Raw genomic sequence first — 12,510 nt, forward strand, 5'->3', positions numbered from 1 at the left:
AACCATAAAGGCTAGGTGATGACTGATCACCTAGCCAAAATCAGTCATCTGATACAAGTTCATTCTCCTTTATACAAAGATCTTTGCATCATAAGAATGTGACAATAAATTAATCATTATCATGAAATTATTAGAAAAAACACAGCTAGGGAATTTAGCTTTAAAGAACAAGATGGCCATGTCTGCTATGACGAGAAGCCGTGCGGATCAGAACGGAATTGTAGGTGATATGACCGTTCAATATTATACGCAAAGAGTGAGTGCCGGTCTGCTATTTACCGAAGCTATCAGAATAAGTCAGGACGCAACAGGCAGTCCGCTTACACCTGGCATTTACAGCAGCGATCAAATCGAGGCCTGGAAAAAAGTTACAACGTCTGTGCACGGTCACGGAGGCGTCATCATAGCCCAACTTTGGCACACAGGGCGCGTAGGGCACTCCATCGACAGGAATGGCAAATTGCCCCTTGCGCCATCTGCCTTGCCTATACAAGGCATGCAACATTTCACTTCACAGGGATTAAAGTATTACGAAACACCTCAGGAAATCACCATTGATCAAATCAGGCAAACAATAAAGGATTACGGGCAAGCCGCTAAAAATGCTATTGAAGCCGGTTTCGATGGAGTGGAGCTTCATGCAGCCAATGGTTATTTACCGAGCCAGTTCCTGGCAGAAAGTGCAAACCAAAGAACAGATGAGTACGGTGGAAGCATTCCTAATAAAACTCGTTTCGTGCTGGAAGTCATGCAGGAATTGATCAGCGCAGTCGGTGGCGATAAGGTGGGGATTAAAATTTCGCCTTTTCATCCATATGGCAACATGGTTTTGGATGATCCCGCCGGCACATACACGTATCTGATTGAAGAGCTTAACAAATTAGATTTTGCCTATGTCGAACTAATGAGGCGCAGCCCATATTTCCCATCGCCTGCCCACTATCCGGCGGATGACGAAATTGAATTGTTCGGCAGCTTGATACAGCAAACGGTCATTGCAAATGCGGGCTATGATAAAGCTTCTGGTGAAGCAGAACTTGAAAAAGGCATAGCTGGACTCGTCTCATTCGGTACACTTTTCCTGGCAAACCCTGACTTGCCAGAACGATTCAAATCAGACGCAGCGCTCAATGAACCAGACAGGGCAACGATGTTCGGAGGCGGTGCCGCAGGTTATATAGACTATCCGTTTCTTAAATGAATCGTTACAGTAAGGTCGGCAACTTTATTGGTTGCCGACCTTACTGTAACGATTTACGATAAGGCTAGTCGTCCGACTCCGGGTAATCGATATATCCTTGCTCCCCAGGTGTGTAAAGGGTCATATAATCCACCTCATTGAGGGCGGCTTTTATTTCCATTTTTCTCATGAAGTCAGGGTTGGCCAAAAAGCTTCTTCCGAATGCCACCAGATCGGCCGATGCATCCTGAAGTTTCTCTTCCGCAGTTTCAGGTGTAAGCCCGTTACAATAGATCAGCGTATTAAAAAATGCATTACGTATCGCTGCGTGCGTTTTCTGTGGGATACCTGGATTGCTGGAAACGTGAATGTAGGCAATGCCGAGGCGGTTTAATTCGGTGGCGAGGTAAGTATAGGTCTCATGCACGTCTTCTTCATTGTAAACGGGCATGTCACTCAATGTTGAATAAGGCGAGATACGCAGGCCGACCTTTTCGGCACCGATCACACCAGCAATCCTTTCAACGATTTGCAAGGTCAGGCGGCTGCGGTTCTCTATACTGCCGCCAAAATCGTCTGAACGGTTATTGATATGAGGGTTTAGGGATTGCTCGAGAATGTATCCGTTAGCGCCATGCAGTTCAACGCCGTCAAATCCAGCTTCCATAGCGTTTAAAGCAGCCTTCACAAAGTCGTTAATTAGGTTTGCAATACCCGCCGCATCGAGAGGCACAGGCACTGAATGCTGCTGAGGGCCCTCGGTATCGGTGAAGATTTCTCCAGCTGCCCGAATATCTGACAGGCCCACCGGATGGTATCCCTCGGGCAGATTATCAACATGCGCAATCCTTCCTGTATGCATCAATTGCAGGAATATCTTTGACCCACCAGCATGTACAGCAGCCGTAACTGCCTTCCAGCCCTCAACCTGTTCGTCAGAAAAAACACCTGGTATACGCGGATATCCCAATCCTTCAGGGCTGGGCGAGGTGCCTTCGGTAACGATCAGCCCTGCACCCGAGCGTTGCTTATAGTAGGTGGCCATCAGCTCATTGGGCAAATTATTTATCGCCCGGCTCCTGGTCATCGGGGCCATGACAACATGATTTTTTAACCGGAATGTGCCTTTTTCAAAAGGCAGGAATAGCTTTTTCATCAGAAATGTTTATTTTTTATGCGCCACAAAGTTGCATCATCTCCAAAACCACAAATAGCGCGAAAAGTCATAAAAACAGTCCGAAAAGACATGGTAGCTTTACAGAAGCTTTACTTACTTTAATAGATACACTTGTTGCGGGGGTTACATATTTCAGTAAGTAGCGAGCTGTTTGTCCTATGGAGCTGATTTAATGTCTTGTTGGGATATTTTTCAGATAGTCGCTTGCAGAACTTTGCTAAAACTCAAATTTTTTTAAAATGGAAAACGAAAAAAAAGCTCCGATTGCCCGTGGTCCCCAGGAAGGCAGCAGTGTTTCAGTCATGGGCGGCACTTACAGGACACTGATTAGCGGAAAAGACACCCATGGTGCATTTGCTGCTATTGATATGCTCATACCACCGGGCAGCGGTCCCGGGCCACATGCGCATCCCGATTTTGAGGAGTGCTTTTATGTGATCGACGGGGAAGTCGAGGTGAAGTCGGAGATGGGCACTTATGTTGCAGTGAAGGGTTCATACATTAATATCCCCAAAGGCGGCGTAGTCCATAGCTTTAAAAATAAAACTGAAAATAACGCGCACTTGCTGTGCACTGTAATACCGGCGGGGTTGGAGCAGTTTTTTGAAGAGGTCGGCCAGCCCGTTGAAAATGGTCATTTTTTGCCAATACCAGCTATGAATGAGGCGTTTGTCAAACATTTACAGCAGGTTGCGCAGCAGTATGGACAGCAAGTGTTTGCGCCAGACTTTCTTGGATGAGCCGCTGTATTTGTGTAGAAAAAATAAAACAATTAACTTTACGTAACTGGTTACGTAATCAATTGTTTTAAATATGGAATTTTTTGAAAAGGCTGGTGCTATGGCGATAGGGAGCCGTTTAAGGGTGCTGACAGATCGGATAACAGATGATGCATCTGACATTTATAAGTTATATGATATTGATTTGCACCCTAAATGGTTTCCTGTATTCTATGTTTTATCGACAGGGGAGGAAAAGACAATAACAGGTATTGCACAGGAAATCGGGCACTCTCATCCTTCGGTGAGTAAGATCATCAGCGAGATGACAATGAATGGGCTGATCCAGGAAAGAAAGGATGACTTGGACGGCAGACGGAACATGGTCAGCCTCTCGGAGAAGGGTAGGAGCTATTTGGAACGGATTCAGTTTCAATATAAGGATGTTGAAAATGCAATCCACGGCATAACAGCACAGGCCACCCATAACCTTTGGAAAGCAGTTGAAGAATGGGAGTTCTTACTCATGCAGAAATCTTTGCTGCGAAGGGTGACCGAGCAGAAGAAGGCCAGGGAAAGTAATGACGTCCAAATTGTAAACTATGAGCCTAAGTATGCTCAGGCCTTCAAAGCGTTGAATGAACAGTGGATTTCTTCCTATTTTGTGATGGAGGAAGCTGACTATAAATCTTTGAATGACCCTGAAGGCTATATACTTCAAAATGGCGGTTTGATCCTGGTCGCATTGTATCATCACCAGCCCGTCGGCGTTTGCGCTTTGATTAAAATGAATGACGGTGAATATGACTTTGAACTCGCAAAAATGGCGGTTTCTCCTGCTGTCCAGGGTAAAAATATCGGTTGGCTATTGGGTAATGCAGCGCTAGCGCGGGCAAGTGAAATGAATGCAAAGAAGGTATATCTTGAAAGCAACACCATACTTAAACCGGCCATTAATCTCTATCACAAGCTTGGTTTTCAGAAAATTGCAGGTCAACCAACACCCTATGAGCGATGCAACATCCAAATGGCTGTTGATATCAGCAACCGTAATCCATCTAAGTAGATTAATTTAATGAGATATGTATGAACATAAAATAGCAGTGGTCATTCTGAGCGATTTGCTCGACTGGCAAAAGCTGATATTACTGCTTTCCTGGCATGCTCAATGAATCAGGAGAGCAAGCCCTAGACTGATCGGGTTTTATTCCGCTGAGCATGCACCACTTGGAAAGGTCGGCATGTTCAGTGAAATAAAGTCAAATTTAAAGAATGGTTTCAATCAGGATGATTTCTGAACTGTCTGATTGAGATTTGATGCTGAATAGCTCAGCTTCACTGATAAAAACAGTATCCTCTTTCTGCACTTCAATGTCGTTGATAGTAACCTCTCCCCGAAGTACATAAGCCAATACCCCGTTTCCAGGGTTATTTATTTGATAGCTGTGGGGACTATGATTTGGTATATTTATCTGGTACATCCAAACATCCTGTTGGATGGTTAATGAATCCTGGGCCCCATTCGGAGAAACCATTAGTTTTTCTTGTAAACCATCAAATCCGTGTCCTGATTTTAAGACCTGCACCGAAGGCATCAGATCTAACTGGCGAGGAGCTACCCATATCTGCAAATGCCGGGCATTTTCTGAATCCGAAACATTGCCGCCTTCATGTTGCAGCCCTTTACCGCTGCTGATTAATTGCACATCGCCAGCACGGTATTCTTCGCGCGCGCCAAGCGTATCCCGATGTGATTCTGTGCCGGAAATCATCAGTGTGATAATTTCTACGTTCTTGTGCGGGTGCATGCCCAGGTGGCTTTTTGGGTATAGGACATCGTCGTTAAAGACATAAAGTGCGCCGAAACTTTGAGGTAGCATAGAGCTGGACATTCCGTTGCTGAACAACGTCCGGCCTTCAAATACTGCATTCTGTATCTGACCACGGTCGGTGGATTTCAATATTTGGGTTTTCATGATTTCTGAAAGTTAATGTTGCGATGATTACTGATAATGTCAAAATGAATGCAAGCAACAGATTCTGCTGCTTTTTTGTGTTTGAAAAAAATGACATTTATTCGTTTTAAAATAATATACAATGATACAGTGAGTATGATATACTTTTGTTATTGGTTACATTTAGTATACCGGTATCATACAGTATAGCATGGAGCAAATAAGCAAACTAGAATGCGGCCGCAATAGAATGGCTGTACGGGACACGCTCGATCTGATCGGGGGCAAATGGAAAGTTTTGATCTTATTGACCCTAAACGAGCGGCCATATCGTTTCAAAGCACTCGCACAGGAGATAGGCATTTCGCCCCGGATGCTTTCAAGGGAATTACAGGATATGGAACAAAACAAGCTCCTGGATCGCACGGTAATCGATGCCAAACCAATTGGAGTCGAGTATTCCATTACTGATTACGGGCGCACCTTCGGGCAGATTATAGAAGCCATGCGGGACTGGGGACTAAACCATCGGAAGGAAATATTTCAGTAGGCAAAGATTTGATTTGTTTAAATGTTTATGAATGAACGGATTTTAATAGTTGAGGACGACTTTATTGTCGCCGGTGATCTTGCCAGCATGGTAGAAAATGCGGGCTATCATGTATGTGCAACAACCGACACCGTAAGATCAGCAAAAGAAGCGATTGAGAAACATCGTCCAACATGGGTCTTGCTTGACATATTTTTACAAGACGATTCATTAGGGACTGATCTGGCACCATATCTACAGGAGAAGGGCATTGGGTTTATATACATCTCTGCAAACACAAATCAAAGTGTTTTGGAAACGGCAAAGGCAACCCAACCTTACGGTTTCCTGGTGAAGCCTTTCCGGGAAAAAGACCTGCTGCTCATGCTGGAAATAGCGCGTGGTAAACATGCCAGCATTCTTGAATTGTCAGCCCAACGCGAGTCATTCCTTCAGCAGAGCCTTTGGTCGTTAGCAGATGAATATACGCCTCACATCAATAAGCTCGACAGGACCCCGGCTGCCTTTCAGTCCGTAATACCGTTTGACCTGATGGTTTACAATTTTCAACCTTATGGACAGGATGAGGCATCTGCCGAGGCGTTTCAGAGAATCGGTTACAGTGAATATCAGGCTTTATCAGGGGTTCGAATTCAGACTTCCGATAGTTCCGAGGAATTTGGAAGTATTGAAAATGACGGGGAAGTTGCGGCTAGTGCAAAAGTGATCCAAGGCGTTTCTTTCACTTTGACTGCTGATGTTGAATTTTCGAAGAAAAAGCAGTTATTGAATGGCGATTTCCGGTAAACCTTACAGTTCGAGTGCAAAAATAAAGACGGAGTGCTGCAACTCTGGTTTTTTAGCAAAAATCAGGACAGCTATGACCGTTCTCACGAAAAGCTGTTATGCAGGTCGGAGAAGGTCATTTACCGTCTGTTCAAGCAACTCTCTCATAAACCTTTGGATAGAAGTCCGGATGTTCCGCGCCGTGCTGTAACTGTGCAGCCTCCCAGATCCAATATTAAGTTTGAAGGAATAGTTGGTCACAGCACCCCGTTACTTGAAGTTCTTGATCAGGTAAAATTAGTTGCAACTACAAATGTGACTGTGCTGATCTTGGGGGAAAGCGGGACCGGTAAAGAAAAAATAGCCTACAATGTTCACCTGCTTTCATCGAGAAAATCAAAGCCTTTCATAACAATCAATTGTGCAGCAATGCCAGCGGATCTGATTGAATCAGAACTTTTTGGTCACGAAAAGGGCGCTTTCACAGGCGCTAACGAAAGGCGTATAGGGAAGTTGGAAGCTGCCAACGGCGGAACAGTCTTCCTGGATGAGATCGGTGAGTTGCCGCTTGAGTCACAGGTTAAATTGTTAAGATTTTTACAGGAAAAACATTTCGAACGCATAGGAAGCAGTAAGACGATCAATGTTGATATACGCATTATCGCCGCAACGAACCGCAATCTGGAAAAAGAGGTGGGGGAAGGCCGGTTCCGACTCGATCTATTCTATCGCCTGAATGTCTATCCGGTTACGCTTCCGCCTTTGAGAGAGCGGGGCGAAGACATTTTAATACTTGCTAAACATTTTATTGAAAAGACTGCAACTGCTTTGGGAAGAAAAATCATTCCTGAATTCAGCGCACGCGTGCTAAGGCAATTGTCAGAATATCAGTGGCCCGGGAACATTCGTGAATTGGAACATTTGATGGAACGTACCCTGATCAAAACACAGGGGCAAATTATTGACAGCGTAGAGCTGCCAACAGCGACTTCAGGCAAATCCTTTTCATCAACAGAAGCCGATGCCAGTAAAACCCTCCAGCAGGTTGAAACAGAACACATTTTATCAGTGCTGAAGAGGTGCAACGGGAGGGTAAATGGCACCGGAGGAGCCGCAGAAATCCTTGGCATGCCGCCAAGCACACTCAATTCTAAAATGAAAAAACTCGGAATCAAGAGAACATCCAGCTACGGAAACTGAGATTACAACCATGGCTCGGGAGCCTGTCTACACAAGTATCCAAGCTTCCCGAGCACCTTGGATATATGTTTAATTTGCAGATAAAAAGTCTTGGATATCCTTTATAGCAGCTATCGATTCATTGGAATGAATATCCGAAAACAACCAAACATGTTTTTGACCGTTATATTCTTTCAGTTTTGTATTTTTTTGGATAGGCTTTATCACTTTATAGAAATTTTTTGAATCATCATTTAGTACTTCATCCGTTCCGACCAATAAAAATACCGGAGGAAACTTTTTGAATTTCAATTCGCTTGGATCTGCTTTCTTTAAGTCGTTGTGAGCATACATTTCAGCATGTTCATGCAGCATATTCTTACTTAAAATTGGATCAACCGATTGCTTTATCAAATACGAATTGTTACTAGTTTTTAAGTCAATCCAGGGTGAAATTAATGCCAAGGCGTTTGGCAATGGTACATTTGACTCAATGCAGTCATGTACCAATGTTACAGACAAACCGCCTCCGGCACTATCACCTATAATTGTGATATGGAAGTCAGGGTATTTTTTTCTTAACTCGGTGTAGACTTTGAGCACTTCATTTTTTGCAGTCGGATATGGGTGTTCCGGCGCCAAGGAATATTCGATAAAAAGAATGGGTAAATTTAAGGCCCCTGCCAAATGGCTAACCATTGGCTTATATGAGTTAATACTTCCCAATGCATATACACCGCCATGCAGGTAAATAATGATTCGTTTCTGTTCTATCATTTTCTGATTGAACCAGTAACTCTTAATTCCTGCAATGGATGATTCGGCAATTGTAATTGAAGTATCAGGTGGATAAACTTTACCCAGCGTTTCATAAAAGGCTCTCTCCTTATTGATTTTTACCATAGTGCTATCCGCAATCTTTTGCGCATTTGCCTCTGGCTGCAATAGATAGAGAATCCCGGTCAGAACGTAGGACGTTAGTTTTGAATCTGTCATGAGCTTGAAAATTAATATGTTACACAATACATTTATTGTGTGTCAAAATTAATTCACAGCTATCACTGTCAATGATCGAATCAGACACAAGAATAGTTCAAAACGACAAATCCATTTGGTAAAGTCAAATTGTTCAAATGACGCTAACATTGAACGAAACTCTAATTCTGAGACACGCTACCAAAGCCAGTATTTCCGTAGTCCTTCAATTTTTTTAACGGAAATTGAATCGTTATCAGAGTGCCTTCCTTATTCTCAATGCGAAGATCGCCCCTTAGTTGGGCGCTTAACGCACGCATAATCTTGAAGCCTAATGACGATGCACTGGTTGGGTCGATACTCGCGGGAATGCCTCTGCCATTATCAGCAATTTGAAGCATGACCTGTGTGGATGTGACATGTTGGAGGGTGATGGAAATTTCACTGCCGGTAGCATCAAATGCATATTTAATACTATTGGTAATCGCTTCATTAAGAATAAGACCGATTGGAATTGCCTGTGCAAGTTCTATCTGGATTGGCTCGATCGACGTTGTGAATTTAATAAGTTGTGAAGACGGATTAAATGCGTCCTGTAAGTTGTTTATAAGTTCTGAAACATACGACCGTATATTAAGGCTAGCCAGGTTACTGCCATTGGAAAGTTTTAAATGAATGAGTGAAATCGCCTGGATTCGGTTTCTGCTGATCTTTATCGCCTCTAATACATCTGTTTGCCGGGAGGACGCAGACTGTTGATTAAGCAAACTTGTAATGAGCTGAAGATTGTTCTTAACGCGATGATGCACTTCTTTAATCAGCCAGTCCTTTTCAGTCAGCAATGTTTCTTTTTCTTCCAAAAGTTTCCTTAGCGACACATTTTGGTCATCTATTTGGGCGCCTTGAAGTTCAAGCTTGCTATATACATATTGTTTTTTCCTGTAAGCCCAATATGACAGACCGGCAAGAAGCGACACGGTTATAATACCGGCAAGGGTGATGTCTCGTTGTAAATTCGCATTCTTCACAATCATTGCCTGTGATTTTTGTCTGCCTTTCATAATCACCAGATCTTTCGCCCGCTGATCAGCCAGATATCTTGCTTTTAGATTTGCGATTTGATTTGCTGAATTGGCATTATATAATGAATCGTGGATTTGATTATAATTTTGTAAATGCCTGATACTATTTATATATTTTCCTGACGCCGAATCTATTTTATACAATGCGATCTGAATTTCACTTTCCGATAGGGGTGTTTTGACTTTCGGAGAAAGCTGCTCAAGCTTTTCAAAGTAGAGCCTCGCTTTTTGAAACTTCGCTTCGCTCATATAGAAATCTCCAATAGACTTATAATAGGTCTGCATAAATAATTGACCGTAACTTCCGAAGGCTTTCTTTTTCTCTAATTTATCAAACGTTTCTATCGTTTTTAAAAACCACTTTTCAGCTTCCACAGGATTTTGCATTGACTGGTATACCAAACCGTAGGCGCAATATATATTTAACTTGTCCATATCATTTACGGCTGGCATCACCTGATCAGCAGTCGTGAGATAGCGCAGTAATCCCTGGGTTTTGCCGAGCTTAACCCGATTATCAATGACACTTAGCAGCGCAATGGAGTAGTTATAGCGCGAGTTCAATTTTTTTGTAAAAGCCAATGAGCTTTCTAAATGGGGTAAAGCTTCGGCATACATTTTCAAGTCATAATACTGCCTGCCCAATGAATTGGTGGCGATTACCATCCAATAATCGTCTTTGATTGATTTGGCTGTTTTTAAAGCTTCGGAATTGAAATATAAAGCTTGTTGCGTGTTCCCCAATTTCCAATAAATATTCGCCAATTGGATTTCACAACTCACTTGTTCTTTGAGATTGTTGGATATTCTAAAAAATGAATACGCCCTGGTCATTTCCTCCAATGCCTCTTTAAGCTGACCCTGTTGCCTGTGTACCAGACTGATTTGTTTTAATGCACGGTTTTCACCCAGCTTGTCATTGATCTTTTGATATAGTTGCTTTTGCCGTTCAAAACATACCAGCGCTTCCGAAAAGCTTTTTGCATGATCGATCAGGAGTTCCCCGAAATCTGCCCAGCATTCGGCCTCGCCGGCAACATCACCGGCACGGCGGAAACTGCTTATTAGGTTCGTGTACTGAAGGTGGGCACCGGTCGTATCATACCGCCCATTATAATTGTTCTTTGTAATCGCCCGCAGACATTTATTCCCCCATTTAAGCGAACGGATTGTTCTGGCCAGCTTTAAACCTTTGTTGTAAAATACCGCTGCGCTGTCAATTTGCTGCTTGCCTGCCCCTTCTTTATCGGCAATGTAATTACCCAGATGAATGAGTGACTTGATCTTCAAAGAATCAGGTTGCTCCCTGCGCAGTCCTGCTAATAATTGCTTTGTTGAATCCTTCGAAATGCTTTGAGCATTTGCCACAAAAAAGGTCAGACACAAATAGGTACAAATCCCTATCGCACGGATCAATGCCGGGATTTTCAATATGGACCTGTATTGTATTGACTCCATAAACAAACGCACCATGAGGTTATCAGGGAACTGGATCTTGATATGCCTATGGAAGTAAATATAGAAAATGATGCTTACATGGCATTTTCAGCGGCAACAATCTTTTGTCAGCCGTGCTCTGTTTGAAGCGCCAGGGATGCGATCCCGACGGGTTTTAGACGCTCGGGCAAATAATCCGTTCGATGAATAGCGAAATAAAGTAACGAAATATCGCTACTCAAAATTTAAAGTACTGAAAATGAATTGATTACATATCAGGAATGGATTTACTATACATTAAAACCGATCCTAAAACAGTAATCGCACGCGATCATTTAACGGTAGGATAAATCATGAAAATTTGATTGGCTAGTTGAGCCTGGCTTTTAAAAAACGCGATATGACATTTAGTTTTTCAGCTACTCCTGATTTTGATTTTCTTACCTCTTTTGCCCGTCACATTCGAGCCGAAGTGCATGACAATGTTCTTGAAATACCTAAGCATTTGGGGCACGGCTATATCCGTAAGATCGTGTTCGGCCCCGATTTCGAAATAACCCTCCATCAATTTCTATTAAAAGAAGACTTAATTATCCGTCGAAATGCATCGGCAATAGCCAGCGATCTAATAACCGTTTTCTTTTACAGTAACGACCAACCCCTTGCAATTACTTATAACAACAACCCGCAAGTCCTATTTTCCGGGCGGGACAATTCAGCTATTCAGGTTACGTCTAATGACCTCAGTTCGGTCATATGCTTTCCGGCTCAAAGACTTATTAATTATATGGTCATTGCCATTAGGCCGGCCAGTTTAAAGGAATTTATTTCCGTTGATAAACCCAGCTCAGTACTTGAAATAATCACAGGTAATGGTAGTTCTTTTCTTTTTTTTGAAAATATGGCGGCGGAACCAAAGTTGTTGCTCAAAAACATGATTGCCATAGACATGGGCGATATGCTGAGCAACTTTTATGTGCGGATCAAGGTGCAAGAATTGCTGTATCACGTTTTCTACAAATTATCCCTGCGTGAACATGCCAATCAGGCGATTAACAGTGCCGACATCAGCAGGCTGCTTTACATTCGGGACGAGATTGTCCGCGATCTGAGTAAGCCTCCTGTCTTGCGCGAATTATCGCAGATCGCTGCCATGAGCGAAACCAAGCTTAAAAGTTTATTCAAGCAAACTTACGGCACTACGATATACAATTATTTCCAACAAGCAAGAATGGAGGAGGCGGCCTTCCTGTTGAAAAAAGGGAAACGCTCCGTAGCGCAGGTTGGCTATGACATTGGCTTTACCAATTTGAGCCATTTTAGCCGATTATTTGAAAGACATTATGGACAAAACCCCAAGCGATTTTCCTATTCATAATTATTCACTAGCCCGGATCATTTTCACATGAGCCTATTTCTCCTGAATATCCTATATCAAATGCTGGCGGATTTGGAATATTCTGATGTAAATTACACACAGACTACAAGAGG

The 12,510-nt window shown here is 42.9% G+C and carries 11 protein-coding genes; 7 read left to right on the forward strand and 4 right to left on the reverse strand.

Annotated elements, in window-relative coordinates; all coding sequences use genetic code 11:
* The first annotated feature begins 121 nt into the window (after window positions 1-121).
* Entirely contained in the window at window positions 122-1,201 is a 1,080-nt protein-coding gene (locus MUK70_RS04255; RefSeq protein WP_234657697.1) for an alkene reductase, read from the forward strand.
* A gap of 64 nt (window positions 1,202-1,265) precedes the next feature.
* On the opposite strand, the gene MUK70_RS04260 is transcribed toward MUK70_RS04255, so the two are convergent.
* Complete coding sequence (locus MUK70_RS04260; RefSeq protein WP_234657695.1) at window positions 1,266-2,336, reverse strand: alkene reductase; 1,071 nt, start codon at window positions 2,334-2,336, stop codon at window positions 1,266-1,268.
* A gap of 260 nt (window positions 2,337-2,596) precedes the next feature.
* On the opposite strand from MUK70_RS04260, the gene MUK70_RS04265 reads away from it, so the two are divergent.
* Together MUK70_RS04265 and MUK70_RS04270 are read left to right on the forward strand one after the other, a co-directional pair.
* Entirely contained in the window at window positions 2,597-3,097 is a 501-nt protein-coding gene (locus tag MUK70_RS04265; protein ID WP_234657693.1) for a cupin domain-containing protein, read from the forward strand.
* Window positions 3,098-3,170: 73 nt separating this feature from the next.
* Entirely contained in the window at window positions 3,171-4,142 is a 972-nt protein-coding gene (locus tag MUK70_RS04270; RefSeq protein WP_234657692.1) for a bifunctional helix-turn-helix transcriptional regulator/GNAT family N-acetyltransferase, read from the forward strand.
* Window positions 4,143-4,341: 199 nt separating this feature from the next.
* Here MUK70_RS04270 and MUK70_RS04275 read toward each other — a convergent pair whose 3' ends face one another.
* On the reverse strand, window positions 4,342-5,052 hold the full coding sequence (locus MUK70_RS04275) for a pirin family protein (RefSeq protein ID WP_234657691.1): 711 nt from the start codon (window positions 5,050-5,052) through the stop codon (window positions 4,342-4,344).
* A 190-nt stretch (window positions 5,053-5,242) separates the two neighbouring features.
* Here MUK70_RS04275 and MUK70_RS04280 point away from each other — a divergent pair, with 190 nt between their 5' ends.
* The 3 genes from MUK70_RS04280 to MUK70_RS04290 are packed head-to-tail and all read left to right on the forward strand — an operon-like array spanning window position 5,243 to window position 7,546.
* A complete protein-coding gene (locus MUK70_RS04280; RefSeq protein WP_234602557.1) occupies window positions 5,243-5,581 on the forward strand; it encodes a winged helix-turn-helix transcriptional regulator in 339 nt (112 codons plus the stop codon).
* A gap of 27 nt (window positions 5,582-5,608) precedes the next feature.
* A complete protein-coding gene (locus MUK70_RS04285; RefSeq protein ID WP_234657690.1) occupies window positions 5,609-6,367 on the forward strand; it encodes a response regulator in 759 nt (252 codons plus the stop codon).
* A 33-nt stretch (window positions 6,368-6,400) separates the two neighbouring features.
* Window positions 6,401-7,546 carry a sigma-54 interaction domain-containing protein gene (locus MUK70_RS04290; RefSeq protein ID WP_234657689.1) on the forward strand — a complete coding sequence of 382 codons (1,146 nt, stop codon included), beginning with the start codon at window positions 6,401-6,403 and terminating at the stop codon, window positions 7,544-7,546.
* A gap of 69 nt (window positions 7,547-7,615) precedes the next feature.
* Here the strand turns inward: MUK70_RS04290 and MUK70_RS04295 are convergent, their stop codons facing one another.
* A complete protein-coding gene (locus MUK70_RS04295) occupies window positions 7,616-8,521 on the reverse strand; it encodes an alpha/beta hydrolase fold domain-containing protein (RefSeq protein ID WP_234657688.1) in 906 nt (301 codons plus the stop codon).
* A 161-nt stretch (window positions 8,522-8,682) separates the two neighbouring features.
* Window positions 8,683-11,040: a tetratricopeptide repeat-containing sensor histidine kinase gene (locus tag MUK70_RS04300; RefSeq protein ID WP_234657687.1), complete on the reverse strand. Its 2,358-nt coding sequence runs from the start codon at window positions 11,038-11,040 to the stop codon at window positions 8,683-8,685.
* 379 nt (window positions 11,041-11,419) lie between these two features.
* Here MUK70_RS04300 and MUK70_RS04305 point away from each other — a divergent pair, with 379 nt between their 5' ends.
* Window positions 11,420-12,397, forward strand: a complete 978-nt coding sequence (locus MUK70_RS04305) for a helix-turn-helix domain-containing protein (RefSeq protein WP_234657686.1) — start codon at window positions 11,420-11,422, stop codon at window positions 12,395-12,397.
* Window positions 12,398-12,510 lie beyond the last annotated feature (113 nt).

It is taken from the genome of Dyadobacter chenwenxiniae (assembly GCF_022869785.1).
GTDB lineage: Bacteria > Bacteroidota > Bacteroidia > Cytophagales > Spirosomataceae > Dyadobacter > Dyadobacter chenwenxiniae.

Bases quoted from the DNA above. Each gene is read 5' to 3' on its own strand.
- MUK70_RS04305 (WP_234657686.1), top strand. From the start codon at position 11,420: ATGACATTTAGTTTTTCAGCTACTCCTGATTTTGATTTTCTTACCTCT.
- MUK70_RS04285 (WP_234657690.1), top strand. From the start codon at position 5,609: ATGAATGAACGGATTTTAATAGTTGAGGACGACTTTATTGTCGCCGGT.
- MUK70_RS04260 (WP_234657695.1), bottom strand. From the start codon at position 2,336: ATGAAAAAGCTATTCCTGCCTTTTGAAAAAGGCACATTCCGGTTAAAA.
- MUK70_RS04280 (WP_234602557.1), top strand. From the start codon at position 5,243: ATGGAGCAAATAAGCAAACTAGAATGCGGCCGCAATAGAATGGCTGTA.
- MUK70_RS04275 (WP_234657691.1), bottom strand. From the start codon at position 5,052: ATGAAAACCCAAATATTGAAATCCACCGACCGTGGTCAGATACAGAAT.
- MUK70_RS04265 (WP_234657693.1), top strand. From the start codon at position 2,597: ATGGAAAACGAAAAAAAAGCTCCGATTGCCCGTGGTCCCCAGGAAGGC.
- MUK70_RS04300 (WP_234657687.1), bottom strand. From the start codon at position 11,040: ATGGAGTCAATACAATACAGGTCCATATTGAAAATCCCGGCATTGATC.
- MUK70_RS04270 (WP_234657692.1), top strand. From the start codon at position 3,171: ATGGAATTTTTTGAAAAGGCTGGTGCTATGGCGATAGGGAGCCGTTTA.
- MUK70_RS04295 (WP_234657688.1), bottom strand. From the start codon at position 8,521: ATGACAGATTCAAAACTAACGTCCTACGTTCTGACCGGGATTCTCTAT.
- MUK70_RS04255 (WP_234657697.1), top strand. From the start codon at position 122: ATGAAATTATTAGAAAAAACACAGCTAGGGAATTTAGCTTTAAAGAAC.